General features: G+C 61.3%; 18 protein-coding genes. 3 read left to right on the top strand and 15 right to left on the bottom strand.

Annotation, left to right across the window (positions count from 1 at the left end; translation table 11 throughout):
- Nucleotides 1–33: 33 nt before the first annotated feature.
- The 13 genes from FJ423_RS00625 to FJ423_RS00565 form a co-directional block, all read right to left on the bottom strand.
- Nucleotides 34–834: a hypothetical protein gene (locus FJ423_RS00625; protein WP_140838289.1), complete on the bottom strand. Its 801-nt coding sequence runs from the start codon at nt 832–834 to the stop codon at nt 34–36.
- 45 nt (nt 835–879) lie between these two features.
- The gene (locus FJ423_RS00620; RefSeq protein ID WP_140838284.1) at nt 880–1440 is read right to left on the bottom strand and encodes a hypothetical protein; all 561 of its coding nucleotides are present in this window, start codon (nt 1438–1440) and stop codon (nt 880–882) included.
- Nucleotides 1437–2027, bottom strand: coding sequence for a phage tail protein (locus tag FJ423_RS00615; RefSeq protein WP_140838278.1), 591 nt, complete (start codon nt 2025–2027; stop codon nt 1437–1439). The genes FJ423_RS00620 and FJ423_RS00615 overlap by 4 nt, the downstream gene beginning before the upstream one ends.
- Nucleotides 2027–2404, bottom strand: coding sequence for a hypothetical protein (locus FJ423_RS00610; RefSeq protein WP_140838276.1), 378 nt, complete (start codon nt 2402–2404; stop codon nt 2027–2029). The genes FJ423_RS00615 and FJ423_RS00610 overlap by 1 nt, the downstream gene beginning before the upstream one ends.
- 6 nt (nt 2405–2410) lie before the next feature.
- Entirely contained in the window at nt 2411–2824 is a 414-nt protein-coding gene (locus tag FJ423_RS00605; protein ID WP_140838274.1) for a hypothetical protein, read from the bottom strand.
- Nucleotides 2825–2950: 126 nt separating this feature from the next.
- Nucleotides 2951–4048 carry a major capsid protein gene (locus tag FJ423_RS00600; RefSeq protein WP_140838272.1) on the bottom strand — a complete coding sequence of 366 codons (1098 nt, stop codon included), beginning with the start codon at nt 4046–4048 and terminating at the stop codon, nt 2951–2953.
- A 53-nt stretch (nt 4049–4101) separates the two neighbouring features.
- The gene (locus FJ423_RS00595) at nt 4102–4908 is read right to left on the bottom strand and encodes a hypothetical protein (protein WP_140838270.1); all 807 of its coding nucleotides are present in this window, start codon (nt 4906–4908) and stop codon (nt 4102–4104) included.
- Nucleotides 4909–4975: 67 nt separating this feature from the next.
- Complete coding sequence (locus tag FJ423_RS00590) at nt 4976–6268, bottom strand: S49 family peptidase (protein WP_140838268.1); 1293 nt, start codon at nt 6266–6268, stop codon at nt 4976–4978.
- A complete protein-coding gene (locus FJ423_RS00585; protein ID WP_181174681.1) occupies nt 6261–7961 on the bottom strand; it encodes a phage portal protein in 1701 nt (566 codons plus the stop codon). The genes FJ423_RS00590 and FJ423_RS00585 overlap by 8 nt, the downstream gene beginning before the upstream one ends.
- Before the next feature lie 110 nt (nt 7962–8071).
- A complete protein-coding gene (gene gpW, locus FJ423_RS00580) occupies nt 8072–8284 on the bottom strand; it encodes a gpW family head-tail joining protein (protein WP_140838264.1) in 213 nt (70 codons plus the stop codon).
- A 77-nt stretch (nt 8285–8361) separates the two neighbouring features.
- Nucleotides 8362–10512: a terminase gpA endonuclease subunit gene (locus FJ423_RS00575; RefSeq protein ID WP_140838261.1), complete on the bottom strand. Its 2151-nt coding sequence runs from the start codon at nt 10510–10512 to the stop codon at nt 8362–8364.
- A complete protein-coding gene (locus tag FJ423_RS00570) occupies nt 10499–11161 on the bottom strand; it encodes a DUF1441 family protein (protein WP_140838258.1) in 663 nt (220 codons plus the stop codon). Before FJ423_RS00570 ends, FJ423_RS00575 begins: the two co-directional genes overlap by 14 nt.
- Nucleotides 11161–11349, bottom strand: coding sequence for an AlpA family phage regulatory protein (locus FJ423_RS00565; RefSeq protein WP_140838255.1), 189 nt, complete (start codon nt 11347–11349; stop codon nt 11161–11163). Before FJ423_RS00565 ends, FJ423_RS00570 begins: the two co-directional genes overlap by 1 nt.
- A 159-nt stretch (nt 11350–11508) precedes the next feature.
- Between FJ423_RS00565 and FJ423_RS00560 the strand changes: the two genes are divergently transcribed.
- Nucleotides 11509–11742, top strand: coding sequence for a hypothetical protein (locus FJ423_RS00560; RefSeq protein ID WP_140838253.1), 234 nt, complete (start codon nt 11509–11511; stop codon nt 11740–11742).
- Here the strand turns inward: FJ423_RS00560 and FJ423_RS00555 are convergent, their stop codons facing one another.
- Entirely contained in the window at nt 11743–13002 is a 1260-nt protein-coding gene (locus tag FJ423_RS00555) for an integrase arm-type DNA-binding domain-containing protein (protein WP_140838251.1), read from the bottom strand.
- A 2086-nt stretch (nt 13003–15088) separates the two neighbouring features.
- On the opposite strand from FJ423_RS00555, the gene trxA reads away from it, so the two are divergent.
- The gene (gene trxA, locus FJ423_RS00545) at nt 15089–15409 is read left to right on the top strand and encodes a thioredoxin (RefSeq protein WP_064995677.1); all 321 of its coding nucleotides are present in this window, start codon (nt 15089–15091) and stop codon (nt 15407–15409) included.
- Between the two features lie 278 nt (nt 15410–15687).
- Nucleotides 15688–20565 (top strand): shikimate kinase, encoded by a 4878-nt coding sequence (locus tag FJ423_RS00540; protein ID WP_140787262.1) that lies wholly within the window; start codon nt 15688–15690, stop codon nt 20563–20565.
- 583 nt (nt 20566–21148) lie between these two features.
- On the opposite strand, the gene groL is transcribed toward FJ423_RS00540, so the two are convergent.
- On the bottom strand, nt 21149–22813 hold the full coding sequence (gene groL / locus FJ423_RS00530; protein ID WP_086081374.1) for a chaperonin GroEL: 1665 nt from the start codon (nt 22811–22813) through the stop codon (nt 21149–21151).
- Nucleotides 22814–22839: the final 26 nt, after the last annotated feature.

Genomic DNA, 22839 nt, shown 5'->3' with positions numbered 1-22839 from the left:
TCACATTAGAATGCGTCAGGGCATAGTTGAATATCAGGGCGTGAACGGAGTTCCGTTGACGTAGATGGCTTCGAGCGCGCCCTTGCGCAGGATCTGGAACTTGAAGGGCAGCTTCTGCCAGTCGTCGCCCTTCATGTTCAGGTCGCCGTTCGGGCTGACCTGCACCCACGGCAGCAGCCAGTTACGCGACGGGCCTGCCGGGTTGTAGGCGATGAACTTGAGCGCGCCCGCGATCGGCTCGCCGGCCGAGACGATGCGCTCGTAGTTGTAGGCAAGCTCGGTGTAACCGACCTTGATGTCCTGGCCTTCGGTGATGTCGCCGCCGCTCAGAGGCGTCAGCAGGCCGGAGGTCTCGTTCCAGACATAGTCGTCGCCAGCAACGTAGGTCGTGGAGCCGGCCGAATTCTTCACCGAGAACAGCGTTCCGCCCGTGCCCGGATAGGCGACCTTCAGCACGCCGATCGGATCGTTGTCGCTGACGCCAAGCGTGTAACCGCGATCGAGCACGACGCCTTCAATGATTTCGTCGACCACGGCACCGCCAGCGACGCTGGTCGTGTCGGAGTTGCCGAAGAGGAACAGTGCGAGGTTTTCGGCGAGGATTTCGTCGGTGACGATCTGACCCGAACGGGTCGTCTTGAGCGTCATCGAAGCGTCCATCTCGTTGATGAAGCGGTCGGAGTTGTAGTGCTCCAGCGCATCCGATTCGACGTTGAACGAGAGTTCCGGCGAATTGCCGAGGTAGCGGTAACCGCCAGGGGTCTGCGTGTCCGGCAGGAACTGCGCGAAATGCACTTCACCGCGGCCGAGCGTATATTTGGTGATCTTTCCCATGTTCCACTCCTAGTACGCCTGATCCACAGGCGGTTGAATTCCCTTTTACAGGAACGGTTGCGAAATGTCCTCAACAATCTTCATGCTGAGGCCGAGCCAGAAGAACGCCTTTGTGGAAACGCCAAGCTCTGGCGGGCGCACGACGCCAGGGCCAATCTTAAGTTCGGTGATCGAGTTGACGGCCTTGCCGTTGACGATCTGCCCTCTGCCCATGCCGAACGGGTCGCTCATGCCGGCGCTGCCGGGGATGAGCCTTGCCTTCTCCACGGCCAGTCGGCGCTTGACGTCGGCCATGAGCAGATGCGCCGGGTCGGTTGGGTTTTCGGGATCGTCCTTGACGAAACCCTGGAGGAGCAGGTCCCAATCGCCGCTTGATTCCGATGCCAGCGGCGGGCTTCGCAACTGGTCGATCGGCAACGGGGGTTCGAGGATCGACACCATGGGCAGTGGATCGCTCGCGTCGCCGAAAAGGTCGCGTCCGCGAAACACCTTGCCGGCCAGATCGAAATGGTAGCCACCGGTAATGCTGACGCTGCCGATGGCGGCGGCCAGGGCCTTCTGCACCCGCAGCCGGAAGGGATCGTCATAGATGATCGGATCGCTCATAGCCCAAGCTCCACAAGGCGCTCGAACTCGCGTTCCATGTAGGTTTCGAGCTCGTCGCCGACATATTCTCTGGTCTTCACGAAAACCTGGTCGACGGACGGGCCGTAGAGCAGATACAGACCCTTGCCGATCAACTTGGCGCCCATCGACGGCGGCCTGCCGCTTTTGGTCCTCAGCGCCAGACCGATGTTGCCGTTTTTCAACTGAAGCGCGAAGGCACCGGGCATGCGCTTGGCCTGACCGGGCTTGACCTCGACGGTGACGCCGCCAGAGCGCTTGCCAACAGTCTTGGCCGAGCCGCGCACGAAGCGCACCAGCGACGTCGGGCGGTCACGGCCCTTGATGCGGGCCTCGAGGTCGTTGGCAGAGGCAAACTTGCTGATCGTCAGACGTCCATCCTGGCCGGTGAGATAGCCGCGCGGGAAATTGACCTGGCGCTCCATCGAGCGCGCCGCCACAGGCACGCCGCGGCGTGCGGTCGCATTGACGGCCAGGCGCGCGGCCTTGAGCACGTTGTCGGGCAGATGATCGAAATCCGAGAGGCTCGACAAGCCCTCGACGGCGACACCGTAGATCTCGCTCGCCATCAGCCCGCCTCCGGCACTGGCAGGCCGTCCGCGTCCTCGGCATCAAGCTTGACGACATGCCATGTGATGGTGAGATCGTCTGTCGCCATGGCGCTGTCCAGGCGGTAGGCCTCACCGGGTTCGATCGAGAAGATGGCACCGCGCTTCGGCGATGGCAGGTCGGCGCGCATGAAGATGATGCGCGGCATGTTGTCGTCGAATTCCGCGTACTGCTGGTTGGTGCCCTTGATGTCCCCGAGCGCCTGGAACTTGTCGAAAATGCGCACGGTGACAGGAACGGGATCGGCACCCGTTGACTCGATATAGAGCGCCGGGACCTTCGCTCTGTCGTGAAGGTCCCGGCGCGCCTGACGCTTAATGTCCCGATGGGAACGCATGCCGCCTCAGATGTCGTCCGCGTTCTCGCCGCCCTGCCCGGCGTGCCCATCACCATCGGCACCAGCGCCGGCAGTCTCTTCGGTCTTTTCGGTCTTTTCCGGCTCGGCCGGCTCGGCCGGCTTGGCGGCCTTCTTGCCGACGACCTTCGCCGGCTTTCTCTCGGTCGTGGCTTCCGTGTTGCCCGCTGCGGCCTGAGCCGCCTGTGCCGCGAGAATGTCGGCGCCGTTGAGCCGCGCCTGCTCGGCTTCGTAAGCGGCGATCTCGTCGGCGGTCGCTGCACGGACGGCGCTGAGCTTCTTGAGCCGCTGATATTCGTCGGTGTCGAAGCGAAAGGCCGTCTTGGCGTTGACGACGTCGGGTGTCTTGCCCTTGCGATGAATGCGGTTGATCGCAATTGCAACGATGCTTGCAGTGGACATTCCTAATCTCCTGAGTGCTGTTGAACAGAATAGTGGAAGCCAGCGCTGCATCAGGGCTGAATTCCACAATTCCGTTCAACCGACAGAGCATGACGTGCCCTGTCGGTTGAATCGGAAGACCGAGGCTTAGCCGTCGAGGACGGTCGCCTTGAGCGCCTTGTTGGGCGTCAGGTTGACCGGCAGCGGCGCCGACTCGTGCATCAGCACATAATCGGCCGGATCATTCTCGAGCCACATCGACGGGAAGACGTCGGTCGACACCGCCTGGCCGCCCTGCATCGCCTTGGCGTTGTAGATCGCGCCGTAAGCCTGCACGCCGCGATAGCCGGGGGCGAGCAGCAGCACGTCCTTCGGATCGAGCAGTTCGACCAGAGTGCCGTCGCGGTCCTCGACCTGGTCGCGATAGGTCCAGATCTCGATCGACTGGCCAACGCCGCCGATTGTGGCAACGTAGGAGTACGGGGTGTCGACGTTGAGCAGGCCGAGCTTCATCTGCGTGCCTTCGCCGCCGCGGATCTGCGTCGAGAGCAGGGCGCGGATGCCGTTGTTCTTCTGGATGCACGGCACGACGTCGGCGCCGATGATCATGCGGTTCGGCCGGCCACCGAACTTGGTGGTGTACATCAGGTTGGACCAGTCGTTGAGGTCGCCGATGATGTCGTAGGCCGCATCGTCCCAGAACGTGGTGCTGAGCATCACGTTGAGGTTGGCATCGCGACCGTAGTCGATCGTGACTTCCGGATACTGCGAACCCTGGTCGCGGTCGTACTTGACCGTTACCTTGGCATCGATCGCTGCCTGCGCCGCCATGTAGGCATTGCGCATCTGGATCGCGCGGCGGTGATAGGCGGTGACCTCGGCCACGCGCGCATCGAAACGCTGCTCGATCGAAGGCGGGGTGCCGCCGTTGCGCAGGATCTCGGACGGCTTGATGGTGCGTGCGTCGACAGCGCGAACCGGGTCCTTGACCTTGACGTAGCCGGGCATGAAGGCGGTGACCGTCTCGCCCTTGTAGTTCATGATCGGCTTGCCCTGTTCGGTGGGCAGGACGAACGGTGCCAACTTGCGGTCGGCGGCCGGCAGTTCCGCGAATTTGATCTCGCGGTCGCCGGAATAGAAAGGCGTCGAGAAGAAGCTGTCGAGCCAGAAGCTCGGGATGGGGTCGCGGCGCTGATCCTCGAGAACCTCGTAGAGTTCTCCGGACGTCCAGAGTTCGATTGCCATGTTCCTTGTCCTTTCGAAATGGCTGTTGCGGTTGATCGTTGGGAAGCGAAGCCCTAGAGCTTCGCCCCATTCTGGACCTTGCGCAGGAGGATGCTGGTGGGAGACGGGGCACCGTCGAAGGCTACGGCCTTCTTGGCGTCGCTGTCGAACGAGGCATGCCAGATCAGGGCATCCGGGTTGATGCAGCCCTGGATGTAGATCGGGGCGCCGGACGTGTCGTCGGCATCGGTCACGACCTTGATGACGGAAACGCCCATCGCCTTCGCGCCGAACTGGTCCTCGCCGCCCGTGAGCGTGGCAGCACCGAACGACGTGTTGGTGCCGGCCTCGGTGCTGGCAAGCGCGTTGCCCGCCGTTCCGGGGGTCTTGGCGGTAATGCCAACGATGCCGGCGCCGAGCGATTCGGCCATGACGGTCGGATGCTCGGTGGTCAGCGAGCCATAGAGCGTGCCAGCGCCGGCACCGAGGTTGATGGCCGCTGCCAGGTTGGCGGCGGTCTCGGCTGCGGAGGCGCCGATCTTGACCTCGTTTGCGACGGTGGTTGGAGCCGCCCGCAGCGTGTAGGTACCCGCACCGATGGTGATCGTGTCGGCCGCGGTGCCAACACCGGAGAAGGTCAGCACGCCGGTCGCAGCCTTGGCCGCCTGGAAGAAGTTCGTCGCCGGGACGATCTTGTTCGAGGCATTGAGACCGACGACGGTTCGCGCCAGGATCGTCTGGCTGACCTCGTACTGATAGTCGCGCGTCACTTTCGGCGGCAGATCACCGGAAAACAGGTCGATGTCGGCCGGGTTGATGGAATCAGACCACTGATACGGAATGCCCGCATCCTGGGACTGGTAGGGAAGGTTCACAGCCATCGTTTTGCTCCTTGGCTAAATGGCATTCCGTTTCTGGTCTTGCCGGCTCAGCGCCGGCTACGCGGGCTCAGTTGACCTTGAAGCCCGCGGCGGCGTTGGCGCGCTTGGCGCGGCTGACAACCGGCTGCTCGCCGGCAGTACCGAGATCGGCGTTCTTGCCGCCGTCCATTGCCTGCTCGAACTGCGACCTGCCGCCAGCCTGCGGAGCCTCGGCCTTCTCCTCGGCCAGATCGGCGAGAACGGCCTGCGACTGCTCGACGTTCATGTCCGACTTGAGCGCGAAAGAAAGCGCGGCCTTCGGACGCTTCTTGCCTTCGTCCGAGCCGATGATTGCTGTGATGCGGACGCGCTCGGCAGTTGCGCCTTCCTTCACGCCCTCGGTCTTGCCTTCCGCCTTGCCGGCATTGAAGCCTTCGGTGCGGGCGGCGTTGATGGCAGCCTGATCGACTGCCGACTCTCCATTCTGTCCAGCCATTTGTTCATCCTCTTCGGTTAGGGACAGGTCGGCCGCGAATGCGGCCACGGCGTCGTCAAGCGAACCGATTGCATCGGCGAGCCCGTTCGACACGGCTTCCGTGGCAGTGAAACAAAGGGCCTCGGTGTCCCGAATTGCCTGTGCGTCCATGCCGCGATTTCGCGCCACTGAGGCGACGAAAACTTCGCCAAGCTCGTCGATGCGAGCCTGGATGCGTTTCTCCACGTCAGCAGGCAGCGGCTCGTAGGCGTTGCCGTCGACCTTGTGCTTGCCGAAGTGGATGAAGGTGATTTTCAAGCCCATCTTGTCGAGCGCCTTCGAGACGTCGACATGCATGGTGACAACGCCGATCGAGCCGACGCCGCCAGTGCGAGAGACGGTGATGGAGTCTGCGACAGAGGCAAGCGCGTAGCCAGCCGAATAGGCGGACTCCATGGCGAACGAGCGCAGCGGCTTGCGATTCTCAGTGGCGTAGATCCGGTCCACCAGATCGAAACAGCCAGCGACCATGCCGCCAGGTGTGTCTTCGACGAGCGCGATACCGCGCACATTGCCGTCCGCCTGGCCGCGCTTGAACGCCTGCCAGATATATTCGTAGCCCGTGGCCCACGCGCCGTACTGCCAAGGGAAATCGTGCAGCAGGACACCCTTGACCGGAATCTGCAACACGCCGTCAACAACGTTGTAAGGACGATACCGCGAGCGCCAGTCGTCGGAGGAGAACCAGAAATCGCTGCCTTCCATCATCCGCGGCTGGTCGCTCGCCGTCTCGACGCGTGACATGAAGGTCTCAGTCTTCGCGAGGCTGGCTTCGATAAGTGCGGCGGATTCACCGCGCACTAGCACCTGCTGAAGGTGAAGGCTGGCGAGCAGGGCGCTAGGCATCTTCACGCTCCTCAATGGCATCCATGTACAGATTTTCGAGCGTGCCGGTGCCGTCCGCGTTGTTGTCGGCGGCCTTCTTGTCGTTGTTGCCCTTGGTCTTATCCTTAGGCGTGCCCGAGGCGGCATTCATCATGTTGTTGGCAGCCGCTTCGTCGGCGGTCTCGATATCGAGATCCTTGCGAAGCTTCTTCTCGCGTTCGCGTTGGCGATAGACCCGGCGCCAGTCCTTGCCGAGCCGACCAAGCTCATCCTCGTCCGTGGTGAGGTTGAACTTGCCGCGCAAAACGGCAGCCTGCGTTTCCTTGAGCTCGTCGACCTGGCCTCTGCTGGCGCCAATCCAGTCGCACTGCGAGATCGCGTCGAGCATCTGCGGCTTGTAGAGCCAGTCCATGTTCGACGGATTGCGCATCGCCCGCGGCATGGATTCAATGGTCGCCTTGTTCAGCGCTTCCTCGAGCCAGAGGCGAAAGATGATCGTGGCGAAGCGGTCGGCAACCAGCGACTTGCGCGACTGCATGAACTTCCACGTCTCGCCCATGGCGGCGCGGTACGACGAATAGTTCGTCTTCGAGACGTCTTTCGACAACTGCTCGTAGGAGATGCCGAGGATGGCCGCGATATAGCGCAGCAACGACTGCTCGAACTCGTTGCCGAGCGGCCCGCCCTTGCCGGCCGGACGCATTTGCAGCTTCGAGCCTGGCGGCAGATGCGGAATGCGCACACCGCCGATCTGGAACTGGTTCGAGGCGCCGATGTACTTGGACACGGCGCCGAGATAGCCGCCGATGTAGTTCGAAACGGCCTCGTCGAATTCGTCCTCGCCGAGATTGCCGCCGCCGAGGCGCTGGAAAATCGCATTCGTGTCGAGATCGGACTCGATCGACGCGGCATAGGTGGCGTTGACCACCGCGTTCTGCAGCACGGTTTCGCGGAAAACCTTGGTCTGCCGAATTTCCTTGAGACCAGCGACGATGTCCGAGATGCCGCGCGTTTGATACGGGCGGACCTGCTCGTACATGTGGATCGCCTGTACGCGACCCCACGGCTTGGTGCGCGGCACATACTCCCATTGGTAGGCGTCCGGCGACATGTAGTCGGTCGGGTGCGCTTTACGAATGAAGTAGCCCTGCGGGATGTGGCGCCCGTCGACCTGCACGCCGCCGATAACGGTACGGTCGCTTGCCTTGTCGAACGGCGTCGACAGGCGATCGAGGTCGATCATGCGGATAGCGGTGTTGAATGGACGCATGAAGGCGTCCTCGCGCGCCCATTCGGCCACTGCGAGCACTTCGCCTGTCGCGACGTAGGAACCAACCGCCTGGCGCACCATTTGCGTCAGGCTCATGCGGCGCGCGGCATCAGACCAGTTGTCGGTCGACTCTGCCCAAAGGGTGAATTTGGCCTCGACCTCTTCCTGGAATTCACCTTCCCAGGTCGGGTCGTCCTTGCCCATGACAAGCTTTGTCAGCGGCTTGGCGTTCAGCGTGAAGGCGCCGCCGACGATGTTGTCCTGGTGGATGACCGAGCCGGCGCGGACATAGGCGTCATTGCGCAACGTGTCACGCACGCGGGCGTCCGACATCCGTTTCTGCGGCAGGATGTCGTTGTCAGCTGAACGCGAGGCGGGCTGCCACATCGCGAGCTCGCGGTTCATCGTGCTCGCGCCTTCGAAGGCATCGCCCGCGATAGCCATATCTCTGGTGCCCGCGCCCCCCAACGCCCTGAGATTGGGAGGCGCGGGCCTGCTCCTGCCCCGAGTTTCCACAGGGCCGAGCAGATCTTCGAACAGTGCTGGATGACCCATCATCGACCCCAAAACTGCATGGGAGCGCTCGGCCGACACGTGGTCGCAAGCTGATTTTCAAGGTCCTGGATATAGGCGGCAAGGCGAAAGGCGTTGGCCGCTTGATAGCGAACCGTCTCGCCGTTCTGGTCACGGAACTCGGCAACAGCGCGGCCGGTCATCAACTCGTGATAAGCCGCCTTCGCCTCTGCGAGACTTTCCTGGATGGTCATTTGTCCCCTTGCCGCTAGGGCTCAACGGGCATGGTATATTCCACAATCAGTTGAATTGCAACACTGACGATGGAATATCAGGCCAAGCTTTGAGCGAGCGCTGCCAGATCGCGTTTCTTGCCTTTGAGCTTCTGGAATGGCGGCTGCTCGGTCTCTCCGAAGACAAGTTCGTTCTTGTCCCACTCGTCCGCCCAGGTCGGTGGCTTCTGCCAGTCCATCTGCTCGATCCGGATCGGCGCATGGATGGCGACCGCCACGCAGTAATAGAGGAGGTCGAAGGCCTCGTTGCGCTTCTTGCCCGGTTTCTCCCAACCCTTGTCGGTGCGAAATTCCGAGGTCAACTGCGTGTAGAGCCAGTTTTCCGCCCAATGCGGATAGTGGATCTGGCCGAGCTTGGTCATCGCACGCTGGACAATATCGTCGCGTCCGAGCATGGCGGCGACCATATCCTTGACGGTGTTCGAGTTGATGAACAGCACAGGGACGTCGCCGCGGCTGCCGGCGTGTCGATCCTTGCGCTGCGAATCGGGATAGCCGAGCCGCACGCGCGGCGCCGACTTCGACGGCTCGCCCTTGACCAGTTGGAAGCGTTTCTCCAGGCCTTCGATCCAGCCGTCGCGGTCGGGGCCGTCCTTGGGCGGCCCGTCGCGCAGGTGACGCCAGAAATTATAGGCGTTGAAGGTCACGCCATCGGCACCGCCGAGGTCGCAACCGCTGATCTTGATCGCCATGCGTCGGCCTGAGCCGTCATTAAGCGGGTAGGTCTTCAGGATTACCTGCGGAATGATCAGGCGCCAGTCTTCCTCATAGGCGGCCGGATCGAGCAGTTCGCGCTCGCCGCTCGCGTCCAACCGCTCCGACTTGCGGATCTTGAACATGTCGACATGCCAGATGTCGCCGCCGACGCCGATGCCGTAGACATGCACGACGAAAGCCGAGCGCGAGCCGGCCTGAACGTCGATCGTGGCGATGAGGAAGCGCACGCCGTCCGGCACGACCGGCTCTTCCTTGGTGCCGCCCCAATTCTCGGCCCGGTTTTTCAGTTCGTCGGGCAGCCGGTTCGACTCGAGCGCCTTCGGCGTGTAGGGGTGGCCCTGGTCGGTGTTGATGGTCTTCTTGAGCGCACCTTCATCGCCCGTCATCTCGTACTCGCGGGTTGCGACGAGATAGTTGTAGACGATGGATTCCCAGGTCTGGAACGCCGCTGGCGGACCCTTCAGCCAGAACGAGGCGATATCGGTGCGCATGGGTTTTCCGACGATCGCGCCATTGTCATCCCAATGCAGGCCGTCCTTGATCCAGCGTGAATTCTTGATGTGCTCGAAAAGCTCCGTCTTCATCGACGGCTCATGGTCGAAGCCGCAATGCGGACAACGCAGCGTCACCATCTCGGCCGCTTCCATGAAGTCGTTGCTGGCCGGATAGTTGAAGTGCTGGAAATCGAACTCCGTCGCCGCGCGACAGTGTAGGCAGCGCGAATAATAGCGGCGCCGGTCGCCGCGGTTATAGAGTGCCAGGATGCCGGTCGTCGGCGGCGCTTCGTGCGGCGTGCCCGGAATGTGCTTTGGATCGGTGACCTCGCGACCGGGCGAGGACTCGGCCACCGTCATGCCGAAACGCTTGAAGGTCTGCGTGCGTTTGCGCCCAAGATCGAAGGGCGGACCTTCCTTGGCGATGTCGTCTTCCATGCGGTCATAGTCGGCGAACCAGACGAAGGGTAAGGTCTTGCCCGAAAGCTCCGTGATCACAGGCCACTTGATCAGCAGACGCATGCCGGACTTGAAGCGCTTGTCATGCACGTTGTCGTTCTGGCGACCGGGAATGAGCGCTTCACCGAGCATCTTTGTATGCCGTATGGCCTTGCCGAGATCGCCAATCGACCAGTCGCGCGCAACAGTCTGCGTCATCGCGACGAACATCATGTCGTGCGGATCGCAGCTGGCGGCATGCGTCAGCTTGTTGAAGAACATGTCCGACTTGCCGGTTCGCGCCGGGCCGACAAAGACTTCGCCTTGGAATTGCAGGCTTGTCATCTCGTCCATCGGCTCGACGAGATATGGCGTCTTCTCATTGCGCCAGGGGCCAACGTAGGAGCCGGGGTTGTCGAGATATCGGTATTTTGCCGCAGCCTGGGATATGGTGAGACGCTCGGGCGGTCGAACGGAAATCGCCGTCGCGACCATCATCTCCTCGATCGTCCTGAAGGATGCCGGATTAATCCGCTGCATCGCTCAACTCTTTCAGGAAGCTCTCGGTCTCGCTGCTCTTGGCCTGCGAGACGAGCGCCTTGTAGATGTCGTCCTGCAACCGATCGACAAGCGTCGCCAGAAGGTCACGCTGTTCGTCGGAAAGGCCGTTGGTCTCCTCGACCGTGTCGACCCACAACTGCGTGACCTTCTTGATCGTCTTGAACGTTTCTGCGAAGACCTCCATCACCGATTCGGTTGGCCACAACTCACCGGCCATGACGCGATATTTCGCTTCCTTGATCTTGGCGTTCCAGTAGGTCTCGCGCAGCTTCTCAGGCAACTTGTCAGGCTTGATCGTCGCCAGGAAAGCATCGAGATTGGTCACCGGATCGATCAGGTAACGCGCGGCAGTGGGCAAGTCATAAATCTTGCCGCCGTTCTGCGCCGTGCGCAGCACAGGGCATTCTTGCAACGCTATGCCGATCTTGTAGCGTGGAATGCGGAAGGCCTGTTCGAGCCACGTCGTCGAAACGCCTTTGGTGACATTGTGGACCTGCGTCATTTTGAGATGCAGGTCGTCACGATGCGCGTCTGTTTCAGGCTTCGGCTTGTTCAGACGACCCTTCGGCCGACCGCCCTTGTTGCGAACCGGGTCTTCTTCGCCGCCGAGGAGATCATCGAAACTCATCAGGCTTCCGGCAACGCTGCGAGGAATTTGGAGACTTCGGATTCCCGCCACACGGTCGCGTAGCCGAGCTTGCGCGCCTTCGGGAATTTTCCTTCGTCCATCCAGCGGTAGATCGTTGCGCGCGAAAGCGGCACACGGTCGAGGACATGTTTCAGGCGAAGATAACGTTCCTGCGCCTCGGCGGGCATGGGGCTCTCCAATCAACTGAGGGAACGATATTCCACTGACAGTTGAATTACAAGCCCACCTGTGCTCAACTCGTCTCGTGCCGCTTCGCCGCGGCTTTTCCAACTATGCGAGGAAATGATATGTCATGGAGTCTGAATAAAGTCGGCCGCGCTTCAAAATTGGCCGATGTCATCAAGCAGCATTTTATCGACACCCAGGGCTGCCCGAACGGCAGCGCCGAGCAAACTGCCAAGAACGAACTTGGTCAGGTCGCGGAGACGCTTTGCAAGAGCCTTGAAGGCGATCCGGTCGTGCGCATCGAAGCGCACGGCTCGGCATGGAACGTCGGCGACAAGGCCCGCAGCCAGTCGGCCTCGTTCAAGTTCGAGACGATCGGCGATTTCGTCGAATAGTCATCCGAGCAGATCATCGAAGTCGGCGGCTGCGGTCGCCGGCTTTTTCTTTCTCTTCATTGCCTTGAACGCGTCGATCAGGTCCGCCCAATCCTGCATGAGCTTCACGCGGCCGGGCCAGTAGCGCGCCCGATTGTAGATGCTGCGCACCTTCCCGCCGCCTTCGTAATGGGCCAGTGAGAATTCGATCAGTTCAGGATCATGCCGGCGCTCGTTCATGATGGTCGAGAAGGATGACCGGAAACCATGCGCGCAATGCTCCTCCTGACCATAGCCCATGCGCCGCAGCGCGGAGTTCATCGCGTTTTCACTAAGAGGACGCTCGTCGTTGCGGATCGACGGAAAGATGAGCTTGGCGTCGCCGCTGATCAGCCGCATCTCAGCGAGCACTGCCAACGCCTGGCGAGACAGCGGAACCTCGTGATCGCGGCGCATCTTCAACTTCCTGGCCGGAATTTTCCACGTTGAATTCTTGCTGTCGATCTCTAGCCACTCGGCTTGCCGCAGTGCATCCGGCCGGGCAACCGTCAGCGCCTCGAACAGGAGAGCTCCGCGCAAGGTCGGCCAGCCGTCGTAGACGTCGATGTCTTTCATCAATATGCCGAATGCCTTCTCGTCCGTGATCGCGGGGCGCGGCTTAGGCACTGGCATCGCCAGAGCCTTTCCCAAGGCCCATGTCGGATCGCTCTCCACCAGCAGGAGTGAGCCGGCCAGTTCGAACACATCGCTTATGACCGAACGCAGCCGCACTGCCGATTCCAGGCGCCCGCTCGCCTCGACCTTCTGCAACACCGCAAGCACGTCAGCCGGCGTGATCGTCTTGATTGGCTTCGGGAGCAGATCCTTGGCCAGTGTTTTCAGCAACCAGGTGTTCTTGCTGATCGTTCGCTGAGAGGCCGGGCCACCCTCGCGCCCGCCTTCCTTGGCCAACCGTTCAAGGTAGGTTTCCACGACTTCGCCGAAGGTCTTCCGTTGTGCCTCTTCGGCCTTCCGGTCGGCTTTCCGTTGTGCCGATGGATCAACGCCACCGTCGAGTTGCTTTTGCGCCCTCTCGACTTCAGTTCGAGCATGAGCGAGGGGAACCTTGGGGTAAATGCCGATCGCCAACGTCTTGCGGCGTCCGTTGTACCTGTAATCCATCCGCCACAGGCGAGAGCCCGAGGGCAGGACAAGCAAGTAGAGACCACTGCCGTCAGCGAGTTTGTAAGGCTTTTCCTTTGCCTTCGCCTGGCGGACCTGATCGTCACTGAGCTTGCCCATATGACGGTATCTCCTTTTGACCTTTTGCCCGGTGCCGTCAAAAATACCGACAAATGACGGTATCGGCAATGAGATGGTGTGAGACGACTTTAGACGTCAGTTCGATTAGTTGGGCGCATAAGTAGCCGAAAACACAGAGAAAATCGCGTTCTTCGAGACTGCATGAGACGGGGTGAGAAAAAATGTTGGTGCCCAGAGGCGGAATCCAAGCAGAGAAAATAGCACTTGGTTTCTCAATTGCATAGTTATGAAGCAGCAGCAGCGCTGACCAACAAAAATACCAACAAAATATTTCTGTGGATTGGTTCGGTTCCCGAACATTGCCTTTCGGTCCGACGCCGCCGCACCCTAGATGCAGTCGAGCATCGCAGCGACTTATCACCTATCCATCGACAATCAAGTCACATGTATTTGCCATGCGATGTTTGCAACTTGGACAGAGTGTCCCCTGCGGACAAAATTCCTGAACGACTGCTTCGCCCTCATCGCAGCCATTAAAGTGAGTTTTGGTCACCTGGACGCGGACACTTAGACCAAATTCGGCAATGGAGGGCTCTTACCTGGGATGTCGAAGTGCCTAACGCCTCACTCGAGCCGTACTTTCCCTGACGGTCAACCTGATCGCCAACTCGCATTGCGATGGTGATGTGATCGGCAGCAATTCGGCCCATGTCGCGTGCCGCACTGGACTCTGTTGCTGGGCCACAGACCCGATCGACACTCGGAGTATGACCGTTTTCTGTTCGACTACCATCAAATCACGGGCGAACTGCCAACCGCATGCTCGAACTGTTTGAACGCCACGGTCGCGTGACCAATCGTTTCTCGGTGCTAAGCACGGACGATCATAATCAGATACACGCGGCGTTTTCGCCCGAGGACCTGATGGGGTCGAATTCATCCTGCGGGGCAAGGACGGGCCGATCGCAAAGGCTTTCACCGGGCGCGCACGCGCGCGGAGGAGGGCGTCCGGCAAAGATGCCGCAATCGCCGTGCCGGAGGGCTGTCCCACGACTATCGCCTGTGTTTCTGGCTCTCTGGCAAATATGCGGCAGGGACGTTTACAACTGGTGACGCCGGTAACGAACGCTGGCCTCTCGGGTACCGAATAATGTCTCAACGTGTCTTCAGCACGCCCGACGAGTTCCGGGAGGGTCTCGATGGCATCGTCGACGAATATGCTCGAAAACCCGCCTCCCAACCGGCCAATTCGCTTCCGCGGAGACCTGCAACACGAGGCGGGGGACCACTGCTTCCATCTCCGCTCACGGAACATTCAGCATCGAGTGCTCGACGGGGTGGTTCCGATTTCCATTGTCATCTAATCGCGAGCGGGAACTGTACAGCCTCGGAGCTGATTATGGGGGTCACGGATGCAGCGAGCGTCCTTGCCATCGCCGACCTGCTCGATCAGCTATACGCGGCTGGGGTGATCGAAGAGGATCTCGACGACATTTCGCTTGGCAGAACGGGATGACGGGCGCGGGCCGCAGGCCGCGAGCTTTTTTGTCGCAACGCCACTGCCCTGCGTTCCACTCCGATAAAGCGGGCTATCGCGGCCGGTCCTCGACGAAATCGTGGTGCTCGCCGACGGCTTCGCCAATGACAATGGCGCCAAGCTTACCGGACCCCTCTATGCCGTGGGTTGGCATTGAAGTCATTGGCAAGCCAAGCCGGCGTGGCGTTTCCCCTCGCAGATCATCTGGTCGCACCGTCCGTTGCGCTGTCACGTCATGGTTATCGTGCGCGATGCCGTCCGGCGACAGGGGCAGACTATCTGCCAGGCCTTGCCGCGGGCTTCCAATTGTAGATCGTCGCTTCGGAGATCCCATGCTTGCGAGCCGGTCCAGCATGTCCGATCTATCCACATTACGAATGTAACCCGTTTCGACGTTGACCCTTCAGAACTTTGGATCTTCATTGCAGGACACGCTCCAATCGGCGCATTCGATGTTGAACGAAGGTCCATTTGCCGCTGGCAAAACTTACATCATCTAACTCGGGCTCAGTCAAAGTGGAAACAGCGTTCGGCTAAGCCGGAAACCGTCACATTTGATTCAACAATTCTTCGGTCAAAGGAGCAGCCATGGCTACCGTGAAAGTCGATATCGATAACTTCCAGTCGGAAGTTCTGGAATCCGCAGCACCCGTCGTCGTCGATTTCTGGGCCGAATGGTGCGATCCCTGCAAGATGATTGCTCCGAGCCTCGAGGAAATCTCCGTCGAGATGGAAGGCAAGATCAAGATCGCCAAGCTTAACATCGATGAAAACCCGGAACTCGCCGCCCAATTGGGCGTGCGCTCCATTCCGACGCTTGCGATCTTCAAAGGCGGCGAAGTGGCCGATTTCTCGGTCGGCGCCAAACCGAAGACAGCTCTTTTGAACTGGATTTCGAACGCTGCCTGATCGAGGTCGCTCAAATGAAGAAACCGTAGATCCGCCCCGTGGGTTCATAGTGATTTATTGGCATTTGTACAGGGCTCAGCCCTTTGTGCTTCCGCTTTATGCCGGAACGAACGAGTGGCGAGGAAGCTTTTCACTGGGGCGTTGTCGAGGCAGTTGCCGTTGCGTGAATGCCGCAGCTTTCACGCATGCCGTTGCAGGTTCGCGTGACCGCACTCAACCAATGACGCCCTGTTGTTGACAGGCTTAGGCGATGCGTCTTGCTGGATCGGAGAGGGAATATGGGCAGTACCGGAGAGTTGGTCGGACAAGCAGGGCGTCCTGATAGCGAAGAAGGCCCGCACCGCGTCTCCGACGCAATGTCGGACCAGCAGAAGACGCGCGAAGAGACGCTTGCCAGCGCCGGCGCGGTGGTTGCCCGCGACGGCAATCTCGACGGATTCTCTGATTCAGAATTGGCCAATCTGGTGAACGGTTTCGGCAAGTGGCCGGAAGAAGAAAAAGCACGCAAGGCGATCGTTGCCATCGCCAGCGAGCTCGGTTCCAAGGGCCGTCGCTTCAGTGCTTTCGGCACGCCCGCACTAGTCAGGATCGCCAATGGCCTGTCGCGGGGTATCGAGGCGGGAGAGACCGCCGGCGAGGTCGCCGAACCGGCCTTGCTGAAGGACCGGCTGCATCAGCTGGCGCACTACCTGCAATATGCCGAGGATCGGCTCCAGCAGGCCGATGTCCATGCCGTCGCGGGTATATTCAAGGCGTTGGGCAAGGCGCAGTTGTTGGATGATCTGGGTATGCTGGCACAGCCGGGGCTGGACAGGCTCGAGGTGTTACGTGCCGCTCCCGGGTTTAAGCTCGACAACAACCTCGAGACGATGGGCAATCTTTGCAGCTCCCTGCTGCCACTAGCTCGCAGCCCGAAGCCGGCGTTGCGCTGGCACCGCAAGTCGACGCTGAACCTGCTCAACGCCATCCAGCCGGTGGTGGAACACAAGATAGATGCCTATCTCGCAGCAGGCCAGGCCGAGCGTACCAGCGGCGCCAATGCAAGCCGCCGCCCGGCGCTTTCGATCCATCAGGTGCTCAAGACCCGGGCGGTGCTGGAGACGCTCTACCGGCGGCCCTATGTCGACGGCGACGAGCTCGCCTTGCGGGCCAGGCAGGAAGAGCTGCATGGCAAGACTAGGCAGATACTGAAGAGCGCCCGCACCCTCATCGACGCCGACCTTTCCTACAAGAGCTGGAACGTGATCGCCTCTATCGAGGCGAAGGAACCGCTCGAAGCGCTCGACACCTTCATGGCGCAGAACGCATCGATGATCCAGGCCCAGCATGCAGCCGCCAGCTTCGATGTTCATCGGGTGCTTCAGGCCATGGACCAAGAGCCGAGACCGCCGCAAGGCGATGCCGGACTAATGCGGCTGCCGGTGGTCGACATGCAAGGCCAGCCGCTGGCCAGCGAAGCCGAGTTGCGCTATTCCATTTTCCATCGCTTGACCTCGGGCGCGGTGAACGTGGTGGCGGTGCAGCTAAAGGGAACTCCGACTGGCGCCATGTTGACACGCACGGTGGCCGTGGAGGGCGTGCCCTACCGCATGGACCTGTTCGGCGGCAGCAAACTGAAGCCGCCGCAAAGGAGCCTTAACCAGCTTGCCTCTGACCTGCCCTTCACGGCCGCAGAGGCCCCAAGCGGCAAGCTTTTGGCGATCCCCTATGCCGAGACGGCTCCGGGTACGGCCTTTGAGCAGCTGTCGCGGGCCTGGGCGCCGTTCAAGGAAGCCTATTACTATACCCAGCGCCGCGGATTTGCCGCGCCGCCGGGCATCCCCGACGTTGGCCCGCATGATTATGCGCTGGAAGGGTGCTTCAAGCTGTCCCTTCTGCCCGACCGCCCCGCAGGCGCGGTGCATCCCTTCCGGTTCGAGGGGCGAGACGGCGAGATCGCCTTGCGGCCGCATGACGGCTGCGGCTTCATCAGGGCGTCGCTGGCCGAGCGCATGCCGTCCGTTGCCCGGGCTCGCCACGACGCTCCCGAGCGGATGCCTGCCTTTGCCGATAAAAGGCAATCGGCGGTACCGCCCACGGCGCTGCAACATTATCCGCGCAGCGTCGAGGTGGCACAGGAGACCCGCGAGAAGGCTCTGGCGTGGCTCGAAACCCATCAAAGCCTCACCACCGAGGAGCTGTTTCGGACGGTCACGGGCGGGCATATCGAGGGTTCGAACGCTATCGCCGTGCCGTCCAGTGACGAATGCCTGTATGTGCCGACGGGCAAGAGCAAGACCTTGACCCGTGACGCTGGCGTACTTGTCGGACGCTCCCCCTATGACAAGCCCAACCTGCGCCCGTTCGCCGCCGACCGGGTCAGGTCGGCGCGCGATGGCGACCGCACCGCGGCGTTCCTGGATCGGTGCGTGGCCTTCCAATACAGCTTCAACGTCGCGCACAGATCGGGGGCTAGGCTTGCCGCCGACGATCCGACCTTCTTTGCCAAAGGCGTCTTGATCGTTGTGCCCGACGAAATGTGGCCGGCGGACTTCGCCGACCGCGGGATGGTGATGTCTGCCGAGGACGTAAAGTGCCATTCGCGCTGGCTGGAGGAAAAGGACCGGGTTAAGACCGACACCGCGCTCGAGTGCGTCGGCATCCTGCAGGCGACGGAGGTGTTCGCGCCCGGCTCTTTGGTTGCGGTTCCGACCGTCCAACAAAAAATGCTCGACGGCGATTTTGATGGCGATGCCGTCATCATCATCGGCGACCAGCCTCGCCTTTACGAGCATGTGCGCCAGTTCGACGCGCAGCTGCAGGCGCGCGGCATCGCCTCGATGAAGCCGCCGAAGTCGCACACGCCGGCCATTGAGAAAGGCGGCTACCAGTTCAGCCGGTCCAAGCAGATCCTGTCGGCCACCGGGCTGGTGCTGGAGACCTACAGCTGCCTGCAGCGCAACGTGCTGGCGCAGCCGCTGGAGGCGCAACGCTGGTTTGCTGAGCGTGCCATCTTCGGCACCTACGAGGGCATTCATCAAGAGCTCAAGGCCGACATCCGTGCATTGTTGCAGGAAGATCGGCCGAATGGCCAGACCCTCCATGAGCTGATCGCCAGGGCGGGGGAAGACAGCAAGACCGCCCGGCATCCGGTGGCCTGCGAACTGGCCGCGTTGCTAGTGGCCGAGCTCCAGGACTGGAACCTGCAGCTCAATAGCGAGCCGGCTCATGAGCAGTCGGACGTCAAGCAGAAGTTTGCGCGATCCGTGGCCTCAACCGGCGCGAAGCCTGCCGTCAGCGCCGAGGCCGCCGCGCTCTTCCCGAAACTCAGCGAATCCTATCCGGCAACCGCTGATGCCAGGAAACGCGTCGACTTCCTGCTCAACCGCTATCAGGCGCGCATTGATCCGCGGCCCGACGGCTACAACCCGGTCGATCTGCATGAAAGCGCGATCAATCTGTTGAGCGTCGGCATCAAGGTCGGCACGGACGCCTACAAGTCCGAAACCGGTGCGCGAGTGTTCATGCAAAAAACCACCGAATTGCAGCGGCTCATAGAGCAGAGGCCGGGCTTCAAGTCGGCGCCCTATGTCAAGTCGCAGGCGGCAAAGCTCCAACAGGGCCGGTTCGACGTCGATGGCAGCCTGGCGGATCTGAAGGACAACCCCACGCTGGCGGCGTCGGTCATGGAGGCCTCGATCAGACTCGCCGTCGAAAACCGAATACTGCCCAGCGCCTTAGCAATTCCGGCCTACGACGACCCCGCCAGCAGGATAGCGCCGAACAGCGAACAGGCCCTGGAGCGCGCCAGGCTCGAAGCCGCCCTCGCCCAAGCGCAAGAAAGCGCGATTACCGAAACTGTGCATGCGGTTGCCGAGCTTTTGCGGCAGGACGGCATCGAGGTGCAGGTGCCGCATCTTGATCAACGGTCGCGTGGGCAGATCGGGACAGCCAACGAGTTGACCGGCCAGGGCGTGAGCGCGGCGCCGGATGCCCAACTGGTCACCAGTGCAGTGCGCCATGTCTTTGAGATCCCGGACGAGGCTTTTACGCGCGCCTTCAGGAAGGCGGCACTGGCCTTCGAGGAGCGTGACTGCAGCGAGGTCGAGACCACCAACTGGTTCATCAGGATGGACACGCAGGGGTTACGCGGCGTTCACACGGCGTTCAGAACCGCACAGAACTATCGCTTCGAGGTCGAGTTCCATACGCCGGCCAGTTACCGGGCCGAGCTCGCGCAGCGCGCGCAGAGCGAATGCGAGCTGGTCCCCATTCCCCGTGGTGCCTGGGACATATTACACTGGGGCTCGTCAGGAGAAAGCAGGTCGAGGGCGGCAGGGACCTCCAGGTCGCCCACCGTCGCAAGACAACAGAGTGCGGTCATTCTCTCGCCGCATGCCGGCAAGATCGTCGCGGCCCTCGGTACGAGGCCGGTCGTGCTCGTCGGCATGCCGGCGAGCGGCAAGTCGAGCATCGGCCCCCGCCTTGCCAGGGAGCTGGGGGTGGAGTTTGTCGACATCGATAAACTTATCATCAAAGGGCACGGCGATATTAAGGATATATTCGAGCGCCGTGGCGAGCCCTACTTCAGGGAGCTGGAGACTAGAGAGCTCGCCGAGCAGTTGAAGAAAGGCCCCATGGTCATCGCAACCGGCGGCGGCGGCTTTGTCAAGCAGCCCAATCGAGACCTGATCCGCGAGAAGGCGGTGTCAATCTGGCTCAACACCGACCTGGATGAGATCGGCAGGCGCCTCCACCTGCAGCAGCGCTCCACGGGCGACACCGGCCGGCCGCTGCTGCAAGGCCCCGACATCAAGCAGCAGCTCGAAAACATGTTAGAAAAGCGCGGGCCAGACTACCAACAGGCCGATATCAAGGTGGTCCCGACCTTTAGAAAAGACAAGAAGAACGCCGGCATTTGCGTGGAGGCGCTCCACGATTTTCTGTGCAGCAGGGAGAGAGAAGCCGCCCTGACGCCCGCTGCCGAGATGTCACATGTCTCCGGTGCTTCCGGCACAGTCGTGGAAACCATCCAGGCGCCGGCGGCACCAATGAGTCAAGGTGAACTGCCGCCTCTCGACACCCTCACCGCCGACCCGCAGCCTTTGCTGGCCGGCAATAACGCACGAGCGGATTTAGCATCTTCCATGAGAAGCAGAGAACGCTCAAGTCGATGACAACAAGCTTTAGGCGACAACGATCAGGTCCTTTCGCAGGTTTGGTGCAGGGGGCGGGTTCGCGCCGAATGCTAACAAAAGTGGGAATCGCATGCATAAAGTCGTCAGAAGCCTCTGGCCGAGTCGATCTGGTCCTAGATGACACAGGAGATTCGTTGACCGCCCAATGGCCCGCCCTTCACAGCAGTGATGCGGCAGCAGGGCTTCGTTCGCGGTCTGGCAAGGTCTCGAGATGACAGGCTGCTTGTGCTTGGGATCGAGGTCATGGCCGAGGGCGTGGAGACAGAGGCAGACCGACAAATTCTGCACAGCTTGGCTGCAGAACCGCTCAGGGCTTCCTGTCCCTATGCCCCAATCACTTGAATTTGCAGTAAAAGAGTACGCGAAAGAGTTGTGACCGGTACCAGCTGTTGCTGACTGCATCAAGAAGAGCGTCAAAGGACGAGATGGGTGCTGGAAATGGACATGAGGTAATAGGCGGTATCAAGCGGCCAGTACGACGATGTAGCTGTGGTTCCGCGAAGTTGTGCAAAAAAAGGGCGGCATCGCTGCCGCCCTTTCCGTATTGCGCAGGTAGCGTGGATTAGAAATCCATGCCGCCCATGCCGCCCATGCCGCCCATGCCGCCGCCGCCCATGCCGCCAGGCATGCCGCCGCCAGCCGACTCCTTCTTGGGAGCCTCCGCGATCATGGCTTCGGTGGTGACCAGCAGGCCGGCGACCGAGGCCGCGTCCTGAAGAGCCGTACGGACAACCTTGACCGGATCGACGATACCCATGGCGATCATGTCGCCATATTCGCCCGTCTGGGCGTTGTAGCCGAAGGTCGCGCCCTTGTTCTCAAGGATCTTGCCGGCAACGATCGAGGCTTCCGCACCGGCGTTGGCCGCGATCTGGCGGGCCGGAGCCTGCAGCGCGCGACGAACGATGTTGATGCCGGCGGCCTGGTCGGAGTTGACGCCGACAGCGTTGATGCTCAGCGAAGCGCGCAGCAGCGCGACGCCACCACCAGCAACGATGCCTTCTTCGACGGCCGCGCGGGTCGCGTTGAGGGCGTCATCGACGCGGTCCTTCTTTTCCTTGACTTCGACTTCCGTCGCACCGCCGACGCGGATCACCGCAACGCCGCCGGCGAGCTTCGCCAGACGTTCCTGCAGCTTCTCCTTGTCGTAGTCCGAAGTGGTCTCTTCGATCTGCTGCTTGATCTGGGCAACGCGGCCCTGGATCTCGGCCTTCTTGCCGGCGCCGTCGACGATGGTGGTGTTCTCCTTGGAGATCGACACCTTCTTGGCGCGGCCGAGCATGTTGAGGCCGACGTTCTCGAGCTTGATGCCGAGGTCTTCCGAGATGACCTGGCCACCGGTGAGGATGGCGATGTCTTCCAGCATGGCCTTGCGGCGATCACCAAAGCCCGGCGCCTTGACGGCAGCGATCTTCAGGCCGCCACGCAGCTTGTTGACGACCAGCGTGGCCAGGGCCTCGCCTTCGACGTCTTCCGAGATGATGAGCAGCGGCTTGGAGGTCTGCACGACGGCTTCGAGAACCGGCAGCATGGCCTGCAGGTTGGAGAGCTTCTTCTCGTGGAGCAGGATGTAGACGTCCTCGAGCTCGGCAACCATCTTGTCGGCGTTGGTGACGAAGTAGGGCGAGAGATAGCCGCGGTCGAACTGCATGCCTTCGACGACTTCGAGTTCGGTCTCGGCGGTCTTGGCTTCTTCAACCGTGATGACGCCTTCGTTGCCGACCTTCTGCATCGCTTCCGCGATCATCTTGCCGACCGACTCGTCGCCATTACCGGCGATCGTGCCGACCTGAGCAACTTCCTCGGAGGTCTTGATCTTCTTGGCGTTCTTGATCAGCGTCGCGACGACTTCGGTCACAGCCAGATCGATGCCGCGCTTCAGGTCCATCGGGTTCATGCCGGCGGCAACGGCCTTGTGGCCTTCCTGGACGATCGACTGCGCCAGAACCGTCGCGGTCGTGGTGCCGTCGCCGGCGATGTCGTTGGTCTTCGAAGCGACTTCGCGGACCATCTGCGCGCCCATGTTCTCGAACTTGTCTTCAAGCTCGATTTCCTTGGCGACGGTGACGCCGTCCTTGGTGATGCGCGGGGCGCCGAACGACTTGTCGATGACGACGTTGCGGCCCTTCGGGCCGAGCGTGACCTTCACCGCGTCGGCGAGGATGTTGACGCCGCGCAGCATGCGTTCGCGGGCATCACGGGAGAATTTGACGAGCTTCACAGCCATTTTTTTGCTCCTGGGCAATTCGGCCT

Origin of the sequence: Mesorhizobium sp. B2-8-9, assembly GCF_006439475.1 — a bacterium.
Classification (GTDB): Bacteria; Pseudomonadota; Alphaproteobacteria; order Rhizobiales; family Rhizobiaceae; genus Mesorhizobium.
This window is presented reverse-complemented; position numbering and strand designations above follow the sequence as displayed.

Excerpts from the sequence above, each read along its gene's own strand:
- FJ423_RS00575 (WP_140838261.1), bottom strand. The coding sequence starts at position 10,512 with ATGCAGCGGATTAATCCGGCATCCTTCAGGACGATCGAGGAGATGATG.
- FJ423_RS00595 (WP_140838270.1), bottom strand. The coding sequence starts at position 4,908 with ATGGCTGTGAACCTTCCCTACCAGTCCCAGGATGCGGGCATTCCGTAT.
- trxA (WP_064995677.1), top strand. The coding sequence starts at position 15,089 with ATGGCTACCGTGAAAGTCGATATCGATAACTTCCAGTCGGAAGTTCTG.
- FJ423_RS00600 (WP_140838272.1), bottom strand. The coding sequence starts at position 4,048 with ATGGCAATCGAACTCTGGACGTCCGGAGAACTCTACGAGGTTCTCGAG.
- FJ423_RS00585 (WP_181174681.1), bottom strand. The coding sequence starts at position 7,961 with ATGGCTATCGCGGGCGATGCCTTCGAAGGCGCGAGCACGATGAACCGC.
- FJ423_RS00615 (WP_140838278.1), bottom strand. The coding sequence starts at position 2,027 with ATGGCGAGCGAGATCTACGGTGTCGCCGTCGAGGGCTTGTCGAGCCTC.
- FJ423_RS00620 (WP_140838284.1), bottom strand. The coding sequence starts at position 1,440 with ATGAGCGATCCGATCATCTATGACGATCCCTTCCGGCTGCGGGTGCAG.
- FJ423_RS00570 (WP_140838258.1), bottom strand. The coding sequence starts at position 11,161 with ATGAGTTTCGATGATCTCCTCGGCGGCGAAGAAGACCCGGTTCGCAAC.
- FJ423_RS00625 (WP_140838289.1), bottom strand. The coding sequence starts at position 834 with ATGGGAAAGATCACCAAATATACGCTCGGCCGCGGTGAAGTGCATTTC.
- FJ423_RS00555 (WP_140838251.1), bottom strand. The coding sequence starts at position 13,002 with ATGGGCAAGCTCAGTGACGATCAGGTCCGCCAGGCGAAGGCAAAGGAA.
- FJ423_RS00590 (WP_140838268.1), bottom strand. The coding sequence starts at position 6,268 with ATGCCTAGCGCCCTGCTCGCCAGCCTTCACCTTCAGCAGGTGCTAGTG.
- FJ423_RS00610 (WP_140838276.1), bottom strand. The coding sequence starts at position 2,404 with ATGCGTTCCCATCGGGACATTAAGCGTCAGGCGCGCCGGGACCTTCAC.
- FJ423_RS00540 (WP_140787262.1), top strand. The coding sequence starts at position 15,688 with ATGGGCAGTACCGGAGAGTTGGTCGGACAAGCAGGGCGTCCTGATAGC.
- gpW (WP_140838264.1), bottom strand. The coding sequence starts at position 8,284 with ATGACCATCCAGGAAAGTCTCGCAGAGGCGAAGGCGGCTTATCACGAG.
- groL (WP_086081374.1), bottom strand. The coding sequence starts at position 22,813 with ATGGCTGTGAAGCTCGTCAAATTCTCCCGTGATGCCCGCGAACGCATG.
- FJ423_RS00605 (WP_140838274.1), bottom strand. The coding sequence starts at position 2,824 with ATGTCCACTGCAAGCATCGTTGCAATTGCGATCAACCGCATTCATCGC.
- FJ423_RS00565 (WP_140838255.1), bottom strand. The coding sequence starts at position 11,349 with ATGCCCGCCGAGGCGCAGGAACGTTATCTTCGCCTGAAACATGTCCTC.